Source organism: Paenibacillus sp. J31R30, assembly GCF_059692115.1.
Map to the genome: position 1 here is coordinate 134410 of NZ_JCAUAV010000011.1, position 22135 is coordinate 156544.

A 22135-nucleotide genomic window follows, 5' to 3' on the forward strand; every position below is an offset into this window, starting at 1 on the left:
TAATCTGTTCCACTGGACTAACCTCCTATCTTCCCGGCTACGCTATGGATCAATTGATCCAAGCTGCCAATGGTTTGTTGAAGCGGCTGACTCAGCACGCTTGGGTACACGCCCAGCAAGAGAATGAACGCGACCAAGGTAATCATCGGCACAGCCTCGATGAGCCGCGCGTCACGCATCCCTTGCTGCAGTAAGCTCGGCTGCTTCGGGCCGAACGTGATGTTCAGTACCCCGCGCAGCACGTAAACCGCTGCGAAGATAATACCCAGTGTACCGACGATCGCGTACACGCGGTGTGTTTCAAAGAGTCCGACGAACGCGAGGAACTCACTGATGAAGCCGGATAAGCCAGGCAATCCGAGCGATGCCATTCCCCCAATCAGCAGAATACCGCTGATGAATGGGATATTCTTAGCGAGACCGCCCAAGCGATCGAGCTGTGTGGTTTCGGTTCGCTCGTAGATGCTGCCGACGAGCAAGAACATCAGGGCTGAGATCAGACCGTGTGAGATCAATTGGAACACGGCGCCTTGCAGACCTGCAATGTTGAACGCAGCAAGTCCCAACAGGACGATGCCCATGTGGCTGATACTCGAGTAGGCCAGTACGAGTTTGAAGTCCTTTTGGACCATCGCGAGAAGCGCACCGTACACGATGTTAATGACACCGAGGAGCGCGAGCACCCACGCCCATTGCTGGGCTTCCGCCGGGAAGAACAGAATCCCGAAACGGATGAGGCCGTAGGCCCCCATTTTGAGCAAAATCCCGGAGTGAATCATTACAACTGCAGGCGGAGCCTCTGTATGTACTTTCAGCATCCACGTATGGAACGGGAAGATCGGCAGCTTGATCCCGAAAGCAACCAAGAGCATGATAAACACGGTCCATTTCATCGCTTGACTCATAAAGAACGGCGTGTTCGCTTGATTCACATAAGCTTCAGGAGCCTGAAGCAGGTTATGTGCAATCGTATGAATATCACCGCTATAGTAAATGATAGCTTCTGTCTGCGAAGGATCTTGGTTAAATCCAGCAGTCGTAACCAGAATAAGAAACGCAATCAGCATGATCGCGGAGCCAAGTCCGTTATACAGCAAGAAGCGATTAGCCGCTTGCTCTCGGTTCATATAGCCCCAAATTCCGATTAAGAAGAACATTGGCACCAGTGTAATTTCGAAGAACAGGAAGAACAAGAAGAGATCCTGCGCCATGAATACACCGAACATACCTGTTTCTAGCAAAAGGAATAAAATGAAATACGTTTTCCAACGCTTCTTGATGTAAACGGACGCTAATGCAGCCATCGACGAGATCAGCGCTGTTAGAAAGACGAGAGGCAACGAAATGCCATCTACAGCCAACGAATATTTAAATTCGAAGAAGAATTGTGTAATTTGCTGAATACCCTCGTGGTTTAATGGGACTTTGATCCAATTGAGCTGTTCCTTATACTGAAGCGGATCCCCTTGATAGTTATAGTCCACATACAGCCATGCCGCCAAAATAAGCGGAATCAGCGTGGTAACGATACCTACCGTTTTGATCAGACGTCCACGATCTCCTCGAATGAAGAGCAGCACGAGCACACCAAGCAGAGGTGAGAAGGCAATCATACTAAGAATGGGTAAGTTAGCCGGCATGTATGAACCTCCTTCCTGCAATGGCAAGTGCCAGAATCAGCATCCCTAGTAGCATGATGACCCCGTAAGACTGCAGTTGACCATTTTGGAGTCGGGAGCCTAAGCGTCCAAGACTAACCACGGTGAAAGCAACTAAGCGTACAATCCCGTCAATGATGTAAATATCAATCAATTCCAAAATGAACCCTAGACCGCGAAGCGGTTTGACCACGATCGTCTCGTAGATTTCATCGATGAAATATTTGCGATTAAGCAACGTGTACAGCCAAGGCACTTTACTCGAAACGATGTCCCGAGGGATGGTGCGTTTGAGATAGATCAGGTAACCCAAGCCAATGCCGAGCAAGCCCGCTAATGTGGACAAAATAATAACCGTCCAATTGGCCGTCTCTTCATGCTCATGCCCTGTCAGCCAGTGCCCCAGCCATTCGTTGAATGGCGTATTCACGAAGCCTGCAACGACAGCAAGCGCAGCAAGAATAATGAGTGGCGTCGTCATGGACGCCGGCGATTCATGCGGCTCATGTGCGTGATCATCCCCATGCCCGTGATCATCGTGATCCTCCACAGCATGCTCTTTCGCTCTAGACGAGCCCATAAACACAAGGAAGAACAGGCGTGACATATAGAAAGCGGTAAAGAACGCCGCAATCACACCGACCCAGAACAGAAGCTGGTTATGCTCGTAGGCTTCGGTTAGAATCATGTCTTTCGACCAGAAGCCTGCGAATGGGAAGATACCAGCTAACGCCAGCGTTCCGATCGCGAAGGTCCAAGTCGTAATTTTCATTTTGCGGGATAAGCCGCCCATTTCATTAATGTTTTGCGTATGAACCGCATGAATCACACTACCAGCGCCCAAGAAGAGCAGGGCTTTGAAGAAGGCGTGTGTAAACAAGTGGAACATGCCCGACGTAATCGAAACACCAATCCCCAGCGCCATCATCATGTAGCCGAGTTGACTCACGGTCGAGTAAGCGAGAATTCGTTTAATATCGTTCTGCGCAATACCGATTGTTGCTGCGAAAATTGCCGTAAATCCTCCGACATAGGCAACCACCATCAGTGCATCCGGTGAGGCGTGGAAAATATCAAACGTCCGTGCCACGAGGTACACCCCAGCAGCAACCATCGTTGCAGCGTGGATGAGCGCCGAAATCGGCGTTGGCCCTTCCATCGCATCAGGCAACCAAGTGTGCAGCGGGAATTGCCCGGATTTACCCATCGCTCCGATGAAAATCAGAACAGCGATCCACGTGACGATCGTAGGGTCGATTTTGCCCGTTGTGAAGGCATTATGTATCGATGTGAAATCAAGCGCATGCCCTGGCATGTATAGATACAACAGCAGGATCGCGATAAATAAGCCTACATCCCCGATACGGGTGACGATGAATGCCTTTTTGGCGGCAGCCTTCGCCTCTGGCTTGAAGTACCAGAATCCGACGAGCAAGAAGGAACATACCCCTACAAGCTCCCAGAAGATGTAGAGTTCCAACATATTTTCGGAGATAACAAGACCTAACATGGAGAAGGAGAACAGCGCAATATACCCAAAAAACACGTGAATGCGCTCGTCGCCTTTCATATATCCCTTAGAATAAATGTTAACCAGCAACGATACGAGTGTGACAATGACAAGCATCAGGGAGTTAAGGTTCGTTACCTCAAAGCCCATTTTCAGCGTGAAATCGCCCACCTGCAGCCAGTTCATTTTATCCCACGTATAGTCTTCCACCTTGCCGCCAATACGCTCTACGAAAATGAGCAAAGCGACAATGAAGGATAACAGCATCGCAAAAATACTAATGTAAATCCCTAAATCCTTAAGTTGACGTCCCATCGCCGTAAGCGCTAGAAAAGCAAGCAACGGAAACAATGGAATGAGCCAGGCGTACTGTGAATAGTCCGATACCATAGCCTTGTTAGCCTCCTAGCGCTTCATAGAATCCAAATCCGTAACTTCAACTGTACCTTTATTCCGGTAAATCGTGATCAATATGGCAATCCCCACAGCCGCCTCAGCAGCTGCAATCGTAATGTTAAAGAGGGAGAAAATTTGCCCCGTTAATGCGGGATGATCCCCTAGCTTGGAGAAAGCAATCAAGTTCAAGTTCACCGCATTGAGCATAAGCTCGATGGAGAGCAAGACAATGACCCCGTTTTTCTTCGTTAGTGCACCGTAAAGTCCAATGCAGAATAGGATCGCCGCCAATGTAAGATAAGGAGTAATTAAGTTACCCAACGCTAATCCTCCTCTCTTTTCGCAACTACGATAGCACCAATGAACGCTACCGTCAGCAGCACGGACATGATTTCGAAGGGAATGACATGCACGTTATAGAGCAGCTTCCCGATTTCGAGTGTGTTATCCTTGCCAGCATCCAATGCCCCCGAAGAGACGAAGGTCGATTTCTGAATCGCATAGAACAAAACGCCGAACAATCCCACAGCGCCAAGAATAGCCAAGCCTTCATGCCAAGGACGCTTGGGTCCCTCGTCTTCACCTTGTCTATGCTTTGTCATCATAATACCGAAAATCATCAGAATCGAGATCGCCCCTGCATAAATCAGGACTTGCACGAAAGCGACAAACTCCGCTTCAAGGATGACATATAGGCCAGCCAAGCTAATGAACGTAAGGGCAACCGCAATAACCATGTGCACGACTTTTGTAAAAGAGATCATAAAGATTGCCCCGCCGATGGCGAGCAACGCGAAGATGAAGAACGCCCAGCTCGTACCGCTGGATAGGAAATCGCCGAGTCCACTAAACATCTTTCTTCGCGCCCCCTTTAGGCATCGCAGAATTGTTCTCTTGACGAATGTTTTGTGTGTTGTTGCTCAGCCACTCCATATTTTTGAACAAATCATCCCGACTGTAGCTGCTCAACTCAAAATTGTTCGTCATCACGATCGCTTCCGTCGGACACACCTCTGTGCAAAGATCGCACAGAATACAAATTTCGAAGTTGATGTCATACGTATCAATGACCTTCCCCTTTTTCTCAGGGTCTGGGTTCGCTTTTCCAGTTAACGTAATACACTCCGTCGGACATACACGCGCACATTGATTGCACACAATGCATTTCTCGGGATCAAAATATTGAATACCACGAAAGCGATCCGGCATTTTAATCGGAACATCAGGGTATGCGTACGTTACTTTCTTCTCAGTCAAGTGCTTGAACGTGAAGCCTAAACCTTTCATAATGCCCTTCATGTGTTTCAACTCCTTAACGTTTTCCGGAGGAAAACTGACTTCGTGCGCATGAACTTAAACCTTGCTTAGAAGATGGTCATGATAATCGCTGTCACTAGCATGTTGACCAGCGCTAGTGGAAGCAGTACTTTCCAGCCAAAGCCCATCAACTGATCGATTCGAACCCGTGGCAGTGTCGCCCGCAGCCAGAAGAGGAAGAACACGACCGATGAGAATTTCAGCAGGAACCAGAGGACGCCTGGAATGAAATCAAGGAACCCGAATGGCGCATGCCATCCACCAAGGAAAAGCAGACTGACGAGTGAAGCAATGACGAAGACGTACACATACTCGGATAGCATGAAAAAAGCGAAGCGGAAACCGCTGTATTCCACATGGTAGCCCGCAACGAGCTCGGATTCTGCTTCAGGTAAGTCAAACGGCGTACGATTAAGCTCGGACACGCCCGCAATCACGAAAATGATGAAACCTAGGATCTGCGGAATGAAATTCCAGTGCCAGAAGCCGCCCGTCTGAGTATCAACAATGGTGTGCAGATTCAGGCTGCCCGTCATCATAACCACACCAACGACCGAAATAACTAACGGAACTTCGTAACTAATCATTTGAGCTGCGGATCGCATGCCGCCCAGCAACGCGTATTTATTGTTGGATGCCCAACCGCCAAGGATAATCCCAATGGTTGAGATTCCAGTTAAAGCTACGTAATAAAGCAATCCCACGTTCAAATTTGCATTGAACATCCTATCCGAGAAAGGAATCGTCGCAATGATCGTAAAAGACGGAATAAAGGTAATAATCGGTGCGAGAATGAAAAGCTCACGCTCAGCTTTCTTAGGAATCGTATCTTCCTTAATGAGAAGCTTAAAAACGTCAGCGACGCTCTGCAGCAACCCGAATGGCCCTGTTCGGTTCGGCCCAATCCGCAACTGCATCCAGCCGATCACTTTGCGCTCGAAGTAGATCGCATAAGTAACGAAACCGAGAACGAGGAACAGCATGACGATGCCCCAAAAAAGGAATACGAAGAAGTTCGTCCATGTCAGACTCTCCTCCAAAAGATTGACCATTAGGCATCCACCTCCCCAACGACAATATCGATGCCGCCCAAAATCGTGATTAGATTGGTCATCGACTCGCCGACCAGCAGCTTGGGCAATATTTGCAGATTCACGAAGGAAGGTCTGCGGAATTTCAAGCGGTAAGGCTCTTGTTTACCTCGGGAAATAATATGACAACCAATTTCTCCGCGCGGAGACTCGATGGCTGCATAGATTTCGCCTTCTGGCGGTCGAATGACTCTCGGCACCTTGCCCATGGTTTCGCCACCTTCAGGGAACACGTCTAAGGCTTGTTCCAAGATACGAAGGGACTGTTTCATTTCTTCCATACGAATCAAGTAACGGTCATAACAATCCCCGCCATTACGCACAGGCACATCGAACTGGAAGCGGCTATACAGGCTGTAAGGCTGCGTTTTGCGAATATCCCAATCTACACCCGTACAACGCAGGTTCGCCCCGCTAAGGCCATATGCAATAGCTGTCTCGGCATCATATTTACCTACACCCTTAATCCGTGAAAGGAAGATCTCATTTCCGGTGACTAACGTGTGATACTCTTCTAACTTGCCGTACATATACGGAACGAATTTCCGTACTTTCTCAATCCAGCCCTCTGGTGCGTCCCATTTCACGCCGCCTACACGCATGTAGTTGTACGTCAAACGTGCGCCACACAATTCGTTGAAAAGATCGATAATAATTTCGCGGTCACGGAACGCATACAAGAACGGGCTCATCGCCCCGATATCCAGCAGGTACGTTCCCCACCACACCATGTGAGACGCAATTCGCTGCAGCTCCATCACGATTAATCGGAGGAATTCAGCACGTTCTGGAACTTCTAATTGCATCATTTTCTCTACCGCGTTAACTAACACGTAGTTGGTCGTCATCGCCGATACATAATCCATGCGGTCGGTGTACGGGATGATCTGGGTATAGCTGAGGTTCTCAGCCAATTTCTCTGTTCCTCTATGTAAGTAGCCCATAACGGGTATTGCTTCTCTAATAATTTCACCATCCAGCTTGACGATCACGCGGAAAACGCCGTGGGTACTAGGATGCTGAGGACCAACGTTTAACAGGAGCTCTTCTGTCCGTAACACGTGCTACACCTCCGGGTCAAGCGGTTCGTAGTCTTTGCGCAGTGGATGACCCACCCAATCATCAGGCATCATGATCCGTACTAAATTCGGGTGGCCAGGGAAATCGATGCCGAAAAGGTCAAAGGCTTCACGCTCGTTCCAGTTGGCCGTCGGCCAAACATCAGCTACCGAAGGTATGCTTGCTTGCTCGCGGTCTGTCTTCACCTTCACACAAAACTCATGCTTGTGTGTGAGGGATAGCAGATGATACGCCACCTCGAGGTGCGTTTCTTGATCCACACCGGAGAGATTGCGCATATAATTGCAGCGCAGCTCTTGGTGATCTCTCAGCGTCAGCGCGGCCTGCGGCCAGCGTGAGCTGTGAATAATCACGTATGGGCGATGCGCGTCCCTTTCGTTGATGAAGGCATCAACCACGGCCTCTTCGCCTGCCTCGGCCTTCAAGATCGCGACCAACCTGTCCAGCAGCGGCTGGTTCGGTGAAGGCTCCTTCGGCGCGGCTGGCTCCGCCGATTCAGTCTTTGCCCCGCGTGCTGCGGCACGCGCGGCACGGGCTTCTGCGGCGGCCTGGGCTTTGGCCGCCTTCTCTTCATCTGAGCCAGCGTCTGCGGACGCTGACGTTGCTGGTGCGGCGGGCGCAGGCTCGCCCGCCTCTGTGGCTGCGCGCGCCGCGAGGCGCGCGGCTCTTGCGGCGGCGCGCTCGGCTGCCGCGTCCGTGGCTGGCGTGCTCGCCGCTGGAGCTGCCTCCGTCTGCGGCGGCTCAGTGGCTTCCGCCTTGCTCTCGGTGTTTCCTACGGCATTCGTTTCCGCATCTTCCGTCTTGCTTTCAACGATACTCTCCGCTTCAGCTTCCGCTTTCACTTCATCTTTGCTCTCTACACTGCCTTCAGCAGCGCTTCCTGCTTGACCTTCCTCTTTCCCATCCTCACCAACAGGAGGAGTCGGAACCGTGGTTTCTTCCGGCTTTTTCTCCTCGCTCATCGATTGATCACCTGCTTCCCAGTCTTCGCTTCATAGCGAATCTTCTCCTGAAGCTTGTTGATGCCATAGATAAGTGCGGCCGGATTAGGCGGACAACCTGGGATATACACGTCCACAGGTACGATTTGGTCGACACCTTTAACAACCGAATACGATTTCACGTACGGTCCACCTGCAGTTGCACAGGACCCCATCGCGATAACCCACTTCGGTTCAGGCATTTGCTCGTAAAGACGGCGTAACAAAGGAGCCATTTTCTTCGTAACTGTCCCTGCCACAATCATGACATCTGATTGTCTAGGTGACGTACGGAACATGACTCCGAATCGGTCTAAATCATAGTGAGATGCGCCAGTTCCCATCATTTCAATCGCGCAACAAGCCAAGCCAAACGTCAATGGCCAAAGCGAATTACTGCGAGCCCAAGCTTTAACCTGCTCCAGCGTTGTCATAAATACATTGCGATTTATTTCTTCCCGTTCTTCGGGAGAGATCGACTCTAAATTGAAGTCCATTGCAGCACCTTCTTCTTCCAAGCGTATATTAATCCTATGGCAAGCAAGGCTACAAAAATACACATTTCTATTAAAGCAAACAACCCAAGCTGATTAAATGCCACAGCCCATGGATAAAGGAATACGGTCTCCACATCAAAGATGACAAACATCAAAGCAAACAAATAATATCGAATGTTAAACCGGATTTGCCCCTCACCTACAGGCTCATTACCACTCTCATACGTCGTGTACTTCTCATCGATGGGTTTACTCGGTCTTAACCATTTGCCAATCGTCAGCGCTGCTATGGGGAGGAAAATACCTAACCCTAGAAAAACCGCTACGATTACATAGTTATTTGTATACATCATGTGAATGTAACCGCCTCCATTTCATATTTGCATTCCTTACGATTTCAGTTGTTTTGGTAATAATCACCTATATTAGTATAACAAAAAGGGGTTTAGGCGTCGACATTAATTCTTCCCATGTATGAGTAGCATTACACATAGGTGGGTAATACTATTCATTGGGCATTGAGGCTCTGGTCGCAAACCCTATTTTGATCATCGAAAGGACTGATTTTTATGGCAAATGCATCAAATGCTAATCACCAACATAGAACCAATGACAAAGTTACCGAAACAGGTCGCTATCGCGATGCCGACGGGCAAAGCATTCAACTAACAGCAGGCGAAACCTTTCCTCCTTGCCCGAAAACAGGGGAATCCACCATTTGGCATCACGCTTAAAATGAATGCTATGAAGCTGCTCCTCTCATTAGAGAGGGGCAGCTTTTTTGTCGCCGCTTAAACACAAAAAAGCGGAAGAACCGAAGTTCCCCCGCTTTTAACCACGTATTTATTTCCCGGACACACCGATACGATTCAATGCTCTTTGTAAAGAAGCTTCAGCACGTTTGAAATCTACGTTATCTTGCTTAATTTCTGCAAGACGTTTCTCCGCACGCTCTTTCGCTGCTCTCGCACGATCGATATCGATTTGTTCAGGTAGCTCGGCGCTTTCCGCCAAAATAACCACCTTATCCTTGCGCACTTCCATGAAACCGCCGTTCACTGCGATGACTTCGTCTTTAGAGCCCGTTTTCTTCACAGTAATCGGAGCAATTCTGAGTGGAGTGACCAATGGAATGTGATTCGGCAGAATTCCAAGCTCCCCTTCAGCACCCTTCACGCTAACCATGTCCACTTGTTCAGCGTACACTTTACGTTCCGGTGTTACAATTTCCAGTAGGAATGTACTCACTTGGATTCTCCTTCCTAAGCTAACTTAGCGAATATGCAAATGCAACTTACAGCGTTTTAGCTTTCGCAATCGCATCTTCAATTGTTCCCACGTTGTGGAAAGCAACTTCAGGAAGATTGTCGTGCTTACCTTCAAGAACTTCTTTGAAGCTGCGCACGGTATCCTTCATTGGTACATACAACCCTGGGAATCCGTTGAACGGCTCAGCAACGTGAAGCGGCTGAGACAAGAACAGACGAAGACGACGCGCACGAGTAACGACCAATTTGTCCTCATCAGACAACTCATCCATACCCAAGATCGCGATGATATCCAGAAGCTCTTTGTAACGTTGAAGAATTTGTTTAACGCCTTGTGCTACTTTATAGTGCTCTTCACCAACGATTTCTGGTGTCAAAACACGGGAAGATGATGCTAGTGGATCTACTGCAGGGAAAATACCTGCAGCCGCGATACTACGCTCCAAGTTCGTTGTTGCGTCCAAGTGAGCGAAAGCCGTTGCTGGAGCCGGATCCGTATAGTCATCGGCAGGAACGTAAATCGCTTGAATGGAAGTAACGGAACCTTTTTTCGTGGAGGTAATACGCTCTTGCAATTGACCCATTTCTGTAGCTAGAGTTGGTTGGTAACCTACCGCGGAAGGCATACGGCCTAACAAAGCGGAAACCTCGGAACCTGCTTGTGTGAAACGGAAGATGTTATCGATGAAAAGAAGAACGTCTCTTCCTTCTTCGTCACGGAAATACTCAGCCATTGTCAAACCGGACAAAGCTACGCGAAGACGCGCGCCTGGAGGCTCATTCATTTGACCGAATACCATCGCTGTTTTTGCGATAACGCCGGAGTCTTTCATCTCGTGGTAAAGGTCATTACCTTCACGAGTACGCTCACCAACGCCTGCAAATACGGAGATACCGCCGTGCTCTTGTGCAATGTTGTGAATTAGCTCTTGCATCGTTACCGTTTTACCTACGCCGGCACCACCGAAGAGACCAATTTTACCACCTTTTGCATAAGGAGCCATCAAGTCAATAACTTTAATACCTGTTTCAAGAATCTCTGATTTTGTCGACAAGTTGTCGAAAGCTGGAGCTTCTTTGTGGATCGGGCTAGTAAATGTACGGTCAACCGTTTCGTTACCATCGATCGGATCGCCCAATACGTTAAATACACGACCCAGTGTTGCTGCACCAACAGGTACAGTAATCGCTGCGCCAGTATCTGTTGCTACGGCACCACGTACAAGTCCGTCTGTTGAGGACATTGCTACGCAACGTACGAGGTTGTCACCAAGGTGAACAGCCGCTTCAACCGTCATAGTGGATGATTGTCCACCTTCGGTTCTTTCAATTTTGATAGCATTCAGAATTTCAGGGAGTTGTCCGCGTTCGAACTCAATGTCGACGACAGGCCCTGTAATATTCACAACGCGCCCTTTGCTCATGGTTTCCCTCCTAAGTAAAGCTTGTGTCTCCATCGAGACCGTTTATGAGATAAACCTCTATCGAGGTCTTTTCGAAGATGTTCGACCGCGTTAAGCGGATGGTTTATTCCCCAATAAGAATTTAATTTTCCGACTCGTCGAAAACATATAAATTCTTATGTGGACATTATGCGTTCGCGTTAGCTCCAGCTACGATTTCCGAAATCTCTTGCGTAATCGAAGCTTGGCGCGCACGGTTGTAAGCCAATGTGTAGCTGCTGATCATCTTCGTTGCATTCTTCGTTGCTGAGTTCATCGCTGTCATTCTCGCGCCAAACTCACTTGCTTTACCTTCCAGAACAGCACTGTAAATAAGCGTCTCAGCATATTTAGGGAGCAGTACTTCCAGAACGCCTTCCGGTGACGGCTCATACTCATAGCTAGCTGCAGCCACGCCGGATACATCTTCCATAGGAAGTAGACGAATCATGGTTGGAATTTGGGTAATTGCATTTTGGAACTTGTTGTAAATCAGGAACAGCTGGTCATACGTGCCGTTAACGAAATTAGCCACCGCTGCAGTTGCAACAGGCTTAATATCCGAGAATTTTGGCGTATCCGGAACACCGGTTACTTCTTCAACAATCGGAATATTTCGTTTCGAGAAGAAATTGCTTCCTTTACGTCCGATTACGAAGACGGAGTACTCAGCTGTTGATTTATGATTTTCACGAATTTCAGTCATTGCTTTACGCAACACGTTGGCATTGTAACCACCAGCGAGACCACGGTCGGAAGTAATGACCAAATAGGCCGTTTTCTTCACTTCACGTGATTGTAGCATCGGGTGCTTCACGCCTTTGGTGCCAGCTGCAATGCTTGCAACCACTTCCTTCAACTTCTCGGAGTACGGACGTGCCGCTTCCGCTGATTGCTGTGCTCTACGTAAGTTAGCTGCTGCAACCATTTCCATTGCTCTCGTGATTTGCTTCGTGCTTTGTGTGGATTTAATTTGGCGCTTAATCTCGCGCATTCCTTTTGCCATACCTGCTCACCTCTCTTTTGAGGCTTAGAAAAGCCTTCATTCGAAGACCTGAATTCAGGCGTCCGCCTGCCCAGGATTCACATGGTAGCAAGAGCTTCACTTTGAGCATGAAGCTCTGCCATCATGAATTATTCTGAAACTGCAAAGCTCTTTTTAAATGTATTGATTGCATCAACCAATGCTTTATCGTTATCCGCAGTAATATCTTTCGTGTCACGAATGCTATGCAGAATTTCAGGACGGTTGGATTCCAAGAAAGCCAAGAATTGTGCTTCGAAACGCGTTACGTCTTGAACTGGAATATCATCCACATGGCCTTTTACAACCGTGTAAAGGGAAGCAACTTGCTTCTCCAAAGACATTGGTTGGTGAACGCCTTGTTTCAAGATTTCAAGCGTACGAACCCCACGATCCAAACGAGCTTTAGTCGCTCTATCCAAATCGGATCCGAATGCAGCAAACGCAGCAAGCTCACGATATTGTGCCAAGTCAACACGAAGTGTACCCGCAACTTTTTTCATCGCTTTCGTTTGAGCGGAGCCCCCTACACGGGATACAGAGTTACCAACGTTAACCGCTGGGCGCTGACCGGAGTAGAACAAATCGGATTCCAAGAAGATTTGACCATCGGTGATGGAAATTACGTTCGTTGGAATGTATGCAGAGATATCGCCTGCTTGTGTCTCGATGAATGGAAGTGCCGTAATGGAACCTCCGCCAAGCTCATCGTTCAATTTCGCAGCACGCTCTAGCAAACGGGAGTGCAAGTAGAATACGTCCCCTGGATAAGCTTCACGACCTGGTGGACGACGAAGCAAGAGAGACAACTCACGGTATGCGGCAGCTTGTTTGGACAAGTCATCGTATACGATAAGAACGTGCTCGCCTTTGTACATGAAGTACTCAGCCATAGCACAACCGGAGTATGGAGCTAACCATAGCATCGGTGAAGGCTCGGAAGCGGAAGCTGTTACTACGATTGTGTAGTCAAGCGCACCAGCAGCACGAAGGGTTTCAACAACACCTACAACTGTGGATTGTTTTTGACCGATAGCAACGTAGATACATTTTACGCCATTGCCTTTTTGGTTGATGATTGCGTCGATCGCAATCGCCGTTTTACCTGTTTGACGGTCACCAATGATCAACTCACGTTGACCACGGCCAACTGGTACCATAGCGTCAATCGCTTTAATACCTGTTTGCATTGGTTCATGTACGGATTTACGAGCCATTACGCCTGGAGCCATGTTCTCTACAGGGCGGAACGCTGTTGTGTTGATTGGACCTCTGCCATCGACAGGTTGACCCAAGGAGTTAACTACACGGCCTAGAAGTTCTTCACCAACTGGAACCTCCATGATACGGCCTGTGCGTTTAACTTGGTCGCCTTCACGAATATCTCTGTAAGGTCCAAGAATAACGATACCTACGTTGCTTTCCTCAAGGTTAAAAGCATAGCCTAGTACGCCGCTTGGGAACTCAAGCAGCTCGCCTGCCATAACGTTTTCCAAGCCGTGAGCACGAGCAATACCGTCACCTACTTGAATGACTGTACCTACATCAACTACTTGGATATCGGAATTATAGTTTTCAATCTGTTGTTTAATCAATGAGCTGATTTCTTCAGGTTTGATACTCAACGAACTTCACCCCTATTCTTACAGTGCTTATATTAAACTAACGCTTTGGCCAAACGATCAAGTTTGCCTGCCAAGCTTCCATCATATAAACGATCACCGATACGTACTTGAATGCCGCCGAGCAGCTTAGGCTCAACCACAGACGAAACACGGATCGTCTTACCAGTAACTTTACTGAAATGTGAAGCAATCTCAGCTTGTTGTGCATCCGAAAGTACGTATGCAGAGTATACAGTCGCACTCGCTTGACCGAGGGCCTCATTCGCAACTTTGGCATAATCATTCGCCAAAGCAGAAACAATGGACTGTCTACCTTTATCAATCAAGACAAGCAGCGTGTTCCACACCGGTTCGGAAACTTTGCCTTCGAAAATCTGCTTCAGCAGGTCCGTCTTAGCGGTATTCCCGATGTTCGGATGGTTCAGGAACTTCTGCAAGTCTGCATTATCCCTAATCGCACTAGCTACAGATTTAAGCTCTTCTTCAACTTGGGAAATGATATTCTTTTCCTTCGCTACTTCGAATAAAGCTTTGGCATAACGCTTCGCTACGACGATGTCACTCATACGTTGCCTCCTACCTCTTTGAGGTAATGCTCAACAAGTTCTTCTTGTGACTTTTCGTCGATTTGTTTCTCAATAATTTTGGATGCGATCAGAACGGACATCGCGCCAACTTGGCTGCGAAGAGCGGCAACCGCTTTGTTCTTCTCATTCTCGATATCTTTCAAGGCTTCGTCTTTCAGACGTGAAGCTTCTGCACTAGCAGCATGAATAATATCATCCGCTTGCTTGGAACCAGTATGCTTCGCTTGCTCAATAATATCGTAAGCTTCCTTACGAGTTTGTTGCAGCGCTTGCTTTTGTTCCTCTAACAATTGATCAGCTTGCTTACGGCTTGCTTCAGCTGTTTGTATTTGATCTTTCACCAATTGTCTGCGTTTTTCCATCATGCCAAACAGAGGACCGAACGCAAATTTGGAAAGCAACACATACAGAATCAAAAACGCGATAAGTTGTATAAAAAATGTGGACCATTCAATATGCAAGTAACGTCACTCCCTTCTGATAACGTGGGCAAAACGAAGGCGTGGTGGCGACTACGGCCATCAACGCCAAACGATTTCTTAAGCTTTTCCCATAAAGATGAACGCAAGAACCAATGCAACGACCGGCATTGCCTCAACTAGACCTACCCCGATAAACATTGTTGTTTGAAGCGTACCACGAAGTTCTGGTTGACGGGAAATACCTTCCAAAGCGCGACCTACGATCAAACCGTTACCAATACCTGCACCTAGTGCTCCCAAACCGAATACGATACCTGCTGCTACTAATGCTATTGCTCCCATTGATAAAATCCTCCCTTAAACTCTTAAGTTTTTGTTGTTGTATAAGTGACTCGAGACTTCCCGAGGTAAGTCTAATGCTTAGTGCTTTTCTTCGTGAATCAATGTTTGTGAGATATAAACCATGGTCAGCATCGTGAATACGAAGGCTTGAATCGCACCAACGAACACACTGAAGCCCTGCCATACGAAGAGAGGCGCAATTCCAAACCAACCTGCTCCAACAATGACAGATATCATGATTTCACCTGCATAAATGTTACCGTAAAGACGGAACGCAAGCGTAAGTGGCTTGGATACAACTTCAATTAAATGAAGGATCAACATTGCCCCTTTGAACTCAAAGTAATGCGCGAAGTAATGCTTTGTGTTGCGCGTTATCCCTAAGTAGTGACTTATGAAGATAACGATAATCGTTAAGGCTCCTGTAACAGCGATATCAGCTGTAGGTGATTTCCACCAAGATACGTGATCTTCCGTTACGATTGAGAAAGGAAGTCCGAGCATGTTGCCGATAAAGATATACATGATGAGCGTAAGACCAAGTGCAATAAATCCTTTGCCATGCTTGGAACCGATCGTGCTTCCAATAATGCCTTCTACAAACTCAATCGTCCATTCCATGAAGTTTTGAAGTTTCGAAGGATTCGTTACGGATGCTCGGCTAGCGCCTGCAATTGCAAGAATAAGCACGATAACTGTGGTAATTCCGATCATCATCAATGCTGATGCATCGAAATGAATGCCTAACCACTCAAACTCTGGTACCTTATGTTCCATATTTTCCATTTTCACCCCTTTCATCCGTGGAAGTTACATCGTGGAATTACTTCTTAGACTTCTTAATAGAAAGAATACCCAGTACGAGTGTTGCCAATTGAGCAAAAAAGTATCCAACAATCGTCGTAGTTAATGCAACATGTTCGGGATACCTGACGGCAACCAAACCGACAAACCCAGCGACTGCTGCCCTTGTCAGAAAACCAAGGGTTACCTTGCGCCCTTTCTGCTCTATCGCAGCTGCTGCCAGCTTGTTAATTTTCCAGGCTAAGAACCTTGCATTGATCATACTCGCACAAGCTCCAAGCATTATCCCTGCAACGTAAATCCGGTAATCGACAAGAAGCGCCCATGCAGCCAAACAAAAGGATAAAAAGAAAAGAAATACATTTTGAACCGTTTTCAGAGTGGCTGAAAAGTCGTCCATCATAGCCCTCCGTACCGCTTAATCATGAAGTAAATGCTCATGATGCCGGTTACAAGCCCAAGTAAAAACCCGACTAACAACCAGATCTGTCCACCTAGTGCGCCACTTAACCAATCACCGAAGAAATATCCAGCTGCCAAACATACGACAAGGTCTATGCCAATTGCACTAGTTAACGCTACTGCCCGCCAAGGATTATCATTGGAATTTGGCCGTTTCATTGCACCCTCCTGGGTGTTTTCCACATGGGAAAACGCGTCTCGTAGCTCATCTGCTACGAATCCTCATTCATTGTATCGAAGCCATGCTAACTTTGTCAATTGACGGAACTTCATTTGTCACATCTCACAAAACTCCTTAGAGCCTTGCGGCTCTAGGGTTTGCGCATTTTCAAACCGAACAGTCCAACTGTACGCTGTAGCGTTTGTCATGATTTTGTCACGGTTAGAATGCTTCTGGGCGCTCCGTAGTCCTACCGAAGTGATGGAGAATCGCTTGAACAATACGTTCTGACGCTTTTCCATCTCCGTAAGGGTTCGCAGCTTGGCTCATTTTATTGTACAAATCTGGATCGGTTAACAGCGCACGAGCACGTGTATAGACGACTTCTTCATCTGTTCCAACTAGCTCCAAAGTCCCTGCTTGAATGCCTTCTGGACGCTCTGTTGTATCACGTAGAACCAGAACAGGCACGCCAAAGGAAGGTGCTTCTTCTTGCAGACCACCGGAGTCCGTTAGAATCATATGCGCATGCGGATAGAAGTTATGGAACTCGAACACGTCGAAAGGCTCAACTAGCTTAATGCGTGGGTGATTTCCAAGAATCTCATGTGCCGGCTCTTTAACCGCTGGGCTCGGATGCACCGGATAAACGATGGCAATATCCTCGAACTCATCAGCAATACGCTTCACCGCACGGAAAATTTGGCGATGAGGCTCACCTTGAGCTTCCCGACGATGCGCCGTCATTAGAATCAACTTGCGACCAGCCGCCCACTCCAATACAGGATGATCAAATTTTTGTTGTACCGTATATTTAAATACATCCGTAACCGTATTGCCCGTTACATAAATTTGGGACTCTGATTTATTTTCTTTGCGCAGGTTATCTGCCGATTGCTGTGTAGGTGCAAAATGCAGATCAGCGATAACGCCTGTTAATTGACGGTTCATTTCCTCTGGATATGGCGACAATTTGTTCCACGTACGAAGACCCGCTTCCACGTGACCTACTTGAATCTGCTGCATAAATGCTGCATAGCTCGCGAGGAACGTTGTCAGTGTATCCCCATGTACAAGAATTAGATCTGGCTTTGCTTCTTGGAACACAGGCTCCAAGCCTTGCAGCACGCGCATGGTGATCTCATTCAATGTTTGGCGATCCTTCATCACGTTAAGATCAAAGTTTGGTGTGATTTTGAAAATATCAAGCACTTGGTCCAGCATTTGGCGATGCTGCGCAGTTACGCAAACCAAGGATTCAATCTGCTCAGGGTGCTTCTCCAGTTCGAGAATGAGCGGAGCCATTTTGATAGCTTCAGGTCTTGTGCCGAAGATCGTAATCACTTTTAGACGTTTCATCGGTTTCTTCTCCCCTTAAGTTCCTTCAAGTTTTCTTTCAGGAAAACTGACTTCGTAAGCGTTACTTTTGTTCAAAAATTAATCCGTGCCGTATAGTCGATCCCCAGCATCCCCGAGACCAGGCACAATGTAGCCATGATCGTTCAAATGATCGTCAACGGCTGCGACGTAGATATCGACGTCAGGATGTTCTTTTTGCACAGAAGCTACGCCCTCTGGTGCAGCAATGAGGCACATGAGCTTAATACGTGTACAGCCTCTGCGTTTCAGCACTTCAATCGCTGCGTTGGCAGATCCGCCTGTTGCGAGCATGGGGTCAATAACAAGTAAATCCCGCTCCAATACATCGGTAGGCAGCTTCACATAATACTCAACAGGTTGAAGCGTATCCGGATCACGATAGAGACCAACATGTCCTACTTTTGCAGCTGGCATCAGCTTTAGCACGCCATCAACCATACCTAAGCCTGCACGCAAAATAGGGATCAGTCCTAACATTCTGCCCGAAATAACATGGCAATCTGCTGTTGTAACCGGGGTTTTCACTTGCACTCGCTGTAGAGGCAAATCTCTTGTAATTTCATAAACCATTAATGTAGCAACTTCATCGACAAGCGCTCTGAAATCCTTCGTTGTCGTGTTCTCATCCCGAATATAAGTAAGCTTATGCTGGATAAGCGGATGATCGCAAATATGTACTTTACCCATATGTTCCTCCTATGTATAAGCTTGTAGGTCAGACAAACCTCGTCCATTATATCATATGTTATCCAACTTATCTGCTGTAGAACCCAACAAGTTGGACTGTTTTGCAAAGGGTGTAAAATCACAGCAAAAAACCCTCGCGAGCCGCACTCTCCATCTGAGAACGTGCCCTTCCAAGGGTTTATTCGAGTTTATCTTGTATCAAACGAGCGCGAGTTGCAGCCCGATCAGCCCACAGCTGACAAAGCAGTAGCGATCGGTCCAAATCTTGTCGGCGCCAGCGTCAACCCAACCGATTTTGTCGGTAAAGCTAGTCGGGCCGACGAAGGTCACTTCACCTTTTAGATGATGGTGTGGCCCGAATGTATTTCGACCGCTGGTCAATAGTTCGATTTGAAGCAACAATGAATCGCCTTTTATTTCATCTGTTAGGTCTAGCTGATGGGCTCCCCATAGAATGGTATGAGAGGAACCGCCATTCGCTGAGATGTTCATTGCTGGACAACGCATCCCATCCCACTGTAGGACGAGCCTGCTGCCCTCATCACGAATACGTTTCAACACATGCTCGGGTAAGGTGATGATTTTGCCTACGTTAATACGACCGGCGTAGAACACCAGTCCCTGCTTTGTGACATCCGTCAAATGAAGCTGCTTCGGCAATGTGGTCAACGTAAATGGACCTTCCGTCCACAACGCCTCTCGCTCGGCCCGCTCCCAGTCACTATTCGGTTTCACAGCGAATGGGCCCAATACATAGATGCTTTCGATTTCAACATCGAAGGTGAGCTTATTACGAATCGGAGCCAAGTTGGCACCCGCCACGCCGAAGAACCGATAGACATCCTCGTTACAGTAAAAGGCTCCCGACATGCGGATATGATTCCGACCCTCCCGCACATAGTCACCGATCCTCAGCGTCGGAAAGCTGCGGTCACCACCATACCAACCATCTGTGTCCTCGGCTCGAATCCGCTGCCCGTTGACTTCCAGCTCCCAGTGCTCTGGACGTTCTACAGCTAACTTCCACTGCGAAAGATCGGTATGCCGCATAAGCTCGGCATCCGTCTCGAACATAAACTCCAGCTCAATGTGCACTGGTCGCTGCAACGCGATACAATTCTCCTGAATGTTCAGCACATAGGTTGGTGATGACCACTCGCCACCGTCCAAACGATAAGCGGCATAATCCAATGTCAGGACATTAGGTGCCGATAGCTCATAGTCCCATGGAGCCTCCATGTTCACTTCTATGATTGAGCATGTTTTCTCAATTGGTGAGGGTGAGGGTGCAACTGCATGCGATTGTCTGGTGGGAGTTGATTCTTGTTCCGGCGCAGCCAAGCTGTCCCACACTATGAAGAACCTCGAATCACCTGGTGCCAACTTCAGGCTAACCGACAGCGTGCGTGTATCAGCTTCAGCCTTTTCTCCATTTTCCAAATCCAGCTCAATCCACACTCGCCGATCCGACACAGGAATCTCCAACTCGATCATCTCGGTATCACCTGTATGCACGGCATACAGCAGTGTCACACCTGGCATTCGCCGTTCCTGCACATAGAGTTTGCTCAGCGCTTCCGATGAGGTACCCTCTATAGGTATCCAATCCTTACGTATATGAACCTGTTCACCCAACTCCTCGGATGCCGAAATACGAACCACACAATCGCTCAAGAACCAAGACGCCAGCTCATCGCTCCGTACACCTACCAAATAACGAGGCGCTTCGCCCGCCAGGATGACCTTTCCCCCAGCCTCTGCAAACAGCTTTAACAATGTAAATGTCGAAGATTCCAGTGTAAGCACATCACTGATGATTACCGTGTCGTATTGCTGTTCGCCCACCTGTAGCAATCCGTCCGAGGAGGTGCTGCCGTACTCACGCATCAGCACTTCATCCCCGTAATCGAAATCGCGTTGAAGCGCCAGTAATTGCTCTGCCAACCCGTCCATTCGATCCTGCAAATACGCAAGAGCTGCTTTGTCTTTCCCGTTTTGCAGCAGCCAAGCCGAGCGCATCGGGTGCAGCACGAGAACCCCCGGCACAGCCTTACCTAGGGTCAATAGATAAGTAAGCCTGGCAAAGTAATCATTAAACTTGCCATAGACATCCCACCATGGCTGCTGGATATAGAGCGAAGGCGGATAGTCCCGCTTCCGAACCCCGCGAATCGAGTACGATTGCAGATGCGGGCACAGTCGATTCACGCCTAGGACAAACTGCCATTCGGCGATCTTTTTCATCTCGCGAAAGCTTAAGTTCCAGCCACAGCAACCGAAGGTTTCGGTGATCACGAACGGCTTGCCTAACTGCCGCGCTACCGAGGCAGCCTGCTTAGGCAGCAGCACACTGCGCGGCGTCCGCCCCAGCATATCAATGCCCGGCATATGCATCCGCTCATACAGCGGCATCACGCCAGCCGTATACTGCATTTGATCCATGAGGGTATCTTCGCCCATGAAGTGGCCTGTCAGCTGCCAGCCATGCGCTTCGCACCAATCAGCGACGATACGAACAGACGTTTGGAATCGTTCGCTCACGAGATGCCAGAACCGATAGCGCGCTCGATAGGCGGCTTCCAACATGGCTGAATTGCCTTCTTCTACCTCGGCCAACACCCATCCTACGGCATTCGCCAACGATTCCCCGTAGCGTTCGATATAATCGGCGTCCAATTCAATCGACCAAGGAATGCCTGAGAATTTAAACTCATCTGTGAAAATACCAGGCATACCGCCCTCGCCGAAGCGGTCCCCCAGACGCTGGAAATAAGCCTCGTGGCATGCCTGAAGGAACGCCTCGATCGCTTTTCCAGAAAGGATATCAATATAGTAAGGATTGACGCGGCACATCACGGCCATGCCTACATCCCAGTCTTCAACAGAACTCCCATCTGCCTGCTCGACAGAAAAAGCCTCCTGCACCCGCCATTTCGCATCCTTCTCTCGGCGTACAAGCAGGTACATAAAGTCCGGTTCCTGCCTCAGCTTTATGAGATGTTGAAGGGTTTTCTCATCGTGTCCATTCCTAACCTGAACACCCTCCAACGACTTCTGCTGAAACGCATATCCCAGTGCCGGAACAACACCATTCGCCGTTCCACTAGGCCAACCGTTCTCATCGTAGCACCAAGCTTCAAGCCCTTGGGTCTTCGCCTCTTCCACCGCAATCTCAACCGCATCCAAAAACGCTTCTCCCATGTACGTTGTAAGCAACCCTTGCCTTGTATGCATGAAGAAGCCGCCTAACCCTGCCCGCTTCATCTCGCCAATCTGCCTGCGCAGCTCCTCTGGCTCCAGCTTGTCGTTCCATGACCAGAACGGAGCGCTCCTATAAGCGGCAGGTGGATTATGATAAATCGACTCTTCGAATTGATCTCGAGCTTCCTTCTTCGATAGCAAA

Annotated in this window: 24 protein-coding genes; 1 reads left to right on the top strand and 23 read right to left on the bottom strand. The window is 48.3% G+C overall.

All coding sequences use genetic code 11. From position 1 onward, the window contains the following. Positions 1–17: 17 nt before the first annotated feature. The 10 genes from AC58QO_RS26835 to AC58QO_RS26880 all read right to left on the bottom strand — a co-directional run bounded on the left by AC58QO_RS26835 (position 18) and on the right by AC58QO_RS26880 (position 8879). The gene (locus AC58QO_RS26835) at positions 18–1640 is read right to left on the bottom strand and encodes a complex I subunit 4 family protein (RefSeq protein ID WP_497270950.1); all 1623 of its coding nucleotides are present in this window, start codon (positions 1638–1640) and stop codon (positions 18–20) included. Beyond that, positions 1630–3558, bottom strand: a complete 1929-nt coding sequence (gene nuoL, locus AC58QO_RS26840) for an NADH-quinone oxidoreductase subunit L (protein ID WP_497270952.1) — start codon at positions 3556–3558, stop codon at positions 1630–1632. The genes AC58QO_RS26835 and nuoL overlap by 11 nt, the downstream gene beginning before the upstream one ends. Positions 3559–3573: 15 nt before the next feature. Beyond that, positions 3574–3885 carry an NADH-quinone oxidoreductase subunit NuoK gene (gene nuoK, locus AC58QO_RS26845; RefSeq protein WP_436240115.1) on the bottom strand — a complete coding sequence of 104 codons (312 nt, stop codon included), beginning with the start codon at positions 3883–3885 and terminating at the stop codon, positions 3574–3576. A gap of 2 nt (positions 3886–3887) precedes the next feature. After that, a complete protein-coding gene (locus tag AC58QO_RS26850) occupies positions 3888–4418 on the bottom strand; it encodes an NADH-quinone oxidoreductase subunit J (RefSeq protein ID WP_497243363.1) in 531 nt (176 codons plus the stop codon). Further along, positions 4411–4863 (bottom strand): NADH-quinone oxidoreductase subunit NuoI, encoded by a 453-nt coding sequence (gene nuoI, locus AC58QO_RS26855; RefSeq protein WP_497270954.1) that lies wholly within the window; start codon positions 4861–4863, stop codon positions 4411–4413. Before nuoI ends, AC58QO_RS26850 begins: the two co-directional genes overlap by 8 nt. Positions 4864–4928: 65 nt before the next feature. Beyond that, on the bottom strand, positions 4929–5933 hold the full coding sequence (nuoH, locus tag AC58QO_RS26860; RefSeq protein ID WP_497270956.1) for an NADH-quinone oxidoreductase subunit NuoH: 1005 nt from the start codon (positions 5931–5933) through the stop codon (positions 4929–4931). Next, positions 5933–7033, bottom strand: a complete 1101-nt coding sequence (locus tag AC58QO_RS26865) for an NADH-quinone oxidoreductase subunit D (RefSeq protein WP_497270958.1) — start codon at positions 7031–7033, stop codon at positions 5933–5935. The genes nuoH and AC58QO_RS26865 overlap by 1 nt, the downstream gene beginning before the upstream one ends. A gap of 3 nt (positions 7034–7036) precedes the next feature. Next, positions 7037–8014 (bottom strand): NADH-quinone oxidoreductase subunit C, encoded by a 978-nt coding sequence (locus AC58QO_RS26870; RefSeq protein ID WP_497270960.1) that lies wholly within the window; start codon positions 8012–8014, stop codon positions 7037–7039. Then, positions 8011–8529, bottom strand: a complete 519-nt coding sequence (locus AC58QO_RS26875; RefSeq protein ID WP_497258862.1) for a NuoB/complex I 20 kDa subunit family protein — start codon at positions 8527–8529, stop codon at positions 8011–8013. The genes AC58QO_RS26870 and AC58QO_RS26875 overlap by 4 nt, the downstream gene beginning before the upstream one ends. After that, positions 8514–8879, bottom strand: coding sequence for an NADH-quinone oxidoreductase subunit A (locus tag AC58QO_RS26880; protein WP_497271050.1), 366 nt, complete (start codon positions 8877–8879; stop codon positions 8514–8516). The genes AC58QO_RS26875 and AC58QO_RS26880 overlap by 16 nt, the downstream gene beginning before the upstream one ends. Before the next feature lie 219 nt (positions 8880–9098). Between AC58QO_RS26880 and AC58QO_RS26885 the strand changes: the two genes are divergently transcribed. Then, positions 9099–9263, top strand: a complete 165-nt coding sequence (locus AC58QO_RS26885; RefSeq protein WP_497270962.1) for a hypothetical protein — start codon at positions 9099–9101, stop codon at positions 9261–9263. A gap of 109 nt (positions 9264–9372) precedes the next feature. On the opposite strand, the gene AC58QO_RS26890 is transcribed toward AC58QO_RS26885, so the two are convergent. The 13 genes from AC58QO_RS26890 to AC58QO_RS26950 form a co-directional block, all read right to left on the bottom strand. Next, complete coding sequence (locus tag AC58QO_RS26890; protein WP_497270964.1) at positions 9373–9777, bottom strand: F0F1 ATP synthase subunit epsilon; 405 nt, start codon at positions 9775–9777, stop codon at positions 9373–9375. 46 nt (positions 9778–9823) lie between these two features. After that, positions 9824–11221, bottom strand: coding sequence for a F0F1 ATP synthase subunit beta (atpD, locus tag AC58QO_RS26895; protein WP_497270966.1), 1398 nt, complete (start codon positions 11219–11221; stop codon positions 9824–9826). Positions 11222–11387: 166 nt separating this feature from the next. Continuing rightward, complete coding sequence (gene atpG / locus AC58QO_RS26900; protein ID WP_029195659.1) at positions 11388–12245, bottom strand: ATP synthase F1 subunit gamma; 858 nt, start codon at positions 12243–12245, stop codon at positions 11388–11390. Between the two features lie 128 nt (positions 12246–12373). Further along, complete coding sequence (gene atpA / locus AC58QO_RS26905; RefSeq protein ID WP_068669599.1) at positions 12374–13888, bottom strand: F0F1 ATP synthase subunit alpha; 1515 nt, start codon at positions 13886–13888, stop codon at positions 12374–12376. A gap of 32 nt (positions 13889–13920) precedes the next feature. Beyond that, positions 13921–14454, bottom strand: a complete 534-nt coding sequence (locus AC58QO_RS26910; RefSeq protein ID WP_497270969.1) for a F0F1 ATP synthase subunit delta — start codon at positions 14452–14454, stop codon at positions 13921–13923. After that, on the bottom strand, positions 14451–14936 hold the full coding sequence (gene atpF, locus AC58QO_RS26915) for a F0F1 ATP synthase subunit B (protein ID WP_236290479.1): 486 nt from the start codon (positions 14934–14936) through the stop codon (positions 14451–14453). The genes AC58QO_RS26910 and atpF overlap by 4 nt, the downstream gene beginning before the upstream one ends. Before the next feature lie 78 nt (positions 14937–15014). Then, on the bottom strand, positions 15015–15239 hold the full coding sequence (gene atpE, locus AC58QO_RS26920; protein WP_028556930.1) for a F0F1 ATP synthase subunit C: 225 nt from the start codon (positions 15237–15239) through the stop codon (positions 15015–15017). Positions 15240–15317: 78 nt separating this feature from the next. Further along, positions 15318–16016 (bottom strand): F0F1 ATP synthase subunit A, encoded by a 699-nt coding sequence (gene atpB / locus AC58QO_RS26925; RefSeq protein ID WP_497270971.1) that lies wholly within the window; start codon positions 16014–16016, stop codon positions 15318–15320. A 46-nt stretch (positions 16017–16062) separates the two neighbouring features. Beyond that, on the bottom strand, positions 16063–16443 hold the full coding sequence (locus tag AC58QO_RS26930) for an ATP synthase subunit I (protein ID WP_497270973.1): 381 nt from the start codon (positions 16441–16443) through the stop codon (positions 16063–16065). Next, on the bottom strand, positions 16443–16664 hold the full coding sequence (locus AC58QO_RS26935; RefSeq protein WP_056611689.1) for an AtpZ/AtpI family protein: 222 nt from the start codon (positions 16662–16664) through the stop codon (positions 16443–16445). The genes AC58QO_RS26930 and AC58QO_RS26935 overlap by 1 nt, the downstream gene beginning before the upstream one ends. Before the next feature lie 223 nt (positions 16665–16887). Then, positions 16888–18024, bottom strand: coding sequence for a non-hydrolyzing UDP-N-acetylglucosamine 2-epimerase (gene wecB, locus AC58QO_RS26940; RefSeq protein ID WP_497270975.1), 1137 nt, complete (start codon positions 18022–18024; stop codon positions 16888–16890). Positions 18025–18102: 78 nt separating this feature from the next. After that, positions 18103–18732 (bottom strand): uracil phosphoribosyltransferase, encoded by a 630-nt coding sequence (gene upp / locus AC58QO_RS26945; protein WP_497270977.1) that lies wholly within the window; start codon positions 18730–18732, stop codon positions 18103–18105. Positions 18733–18930: 198 nt separating this feature from the next. Then, positions 18931–22134 carry a glycosyl hydrolase gene (locus tag AC58QO_RS26950; protein WP_497270979.1) on the bottom strand — a complete coding sequence of 1068 codons (3204 nt, stop codon included), beginning with the start codon at positions 22132–22134 and terminating at the stop codon, positions 18931–18933. Between the last annotated feature and the right edge of the window lies 1 nt (position 22135).

Coding starts and splice junctions, on each gene's coding strand:
- nuoL (WP_497270952.1), bottom strand. CDS start 3,558: ATGGTATCGGACTATTCACAGTACGCCTGGCTCATTCCATTGTTTCCG.
- wecB (WP_497270975.1), bottom strand. CDS start 18,024: ATGAAACGTCTAAAAGTGATTACGATCTTCGGCACAAGACCTGAAGCT.
- atpE (WP_028556930.1), bottom strand. CDS start 15,239: ATGGGAGCAATAGCATTAGTAGCAGCAGGTATCGTATTCGGTTTGGGA.
- upp (WP_497270977.1), bottom strand. CDS start 18,732: ATGGGTAAAGTACATATTTGCGATCATCCGCTTATCCAGCATAAGCTT.
- atpG (WP_029195659.1), bottom strand. CDS start 12,245: ATGGCAAAAGGAATGCGCGAGATTAAGCGCCAAATTAAATCCACACAA.
- AC58QO_RS26880 (WP_497271050.1), bottom strand. CDS start 8,879: ATGTATACAAATAACTATGTAATCGTAGCGGTTTTTCTAGGGTTAGGT.
- AC58QO_RS26875 (WP_497258862.1), bottom strand. CDS start 8,529: ATGGACTTCAATTTAGAGTCGATCTCTCCCGAAGAACGGGAAGAAATA.
- nuoH (WP_497270956.1), bottom strand. CDS start 5,933: ATGGTCAATCTTTTGGAGGAGAGTCTGACATGGACGAACTTCTTCGTA.
- AC58QO_RS26885 (WP_497270962.1), top strand. CDS start 9,099: ATGGCAAATGCATCAAATGCTAATCACCAACATAGAACCAATGACAAA.
- AC58QO_RS26835 (WP_497270950.1), bottom strand. CDS start 1,640: ATGCCGGCTAACTTACCCATTCTTAGTATGATTGCCTTCTCACCTCTG.
- AC58QO_RS26870 (WP_497270960.1), bottom strand. CDS start 8,014: ATGAGCGAGGAGAAAAAGCCGGAAGAAACCACGGTTCCGACTCCTCCT.
- AC58QO_RS26930 (WP_497270973.1), bottom strand. CDS start 16,443: ATGGACGACTTTTCAGCCACTCTGAAAACGGTTCAAAATGTATTTCTT.
- nuoI (WP_497270954.1), bottom strand. CDS start 4,863: ATGAAGGGCATTATGAAAGGTTTAGGCTTCACGTTCAAGCACTTGACT.
- atpD (WP_497270966.1), bottom strand. CDS start 11,221: ATGAGCAAAGGGCGCGTTGTGAATATTACAGGGCCTGTCGTCGACATT.
- AC58QO_RS26910 (WP_497270969.1), bottom strand. CDS start 14,454: ATGAGTGACATCGTCGTAGCGAAGCGTTATGCCAAAGCTTTATTCGAA.
- AC58QO_RS26935 (WP_056611689.1), bottom strand. CDS start 16,664: ATGAAACGGCCAAATTCCAATGATAATCCTTGGCGGGCAGTAGCGTTA.
- atpB (WP_497270971.1), bottom strand. CDS start 16,016: ATGGAACATAAGGTACCAGAGTTTGAGTGGTTAGGCATTCATTTCGAT.
- AC58QO_RS26850 (WP_497243363.1), bottom strand. CDS start 4,418: ATGTTTAGTGGACTCGGCGATTTCCTATCCAGCGGTACGAGCTGGGCG.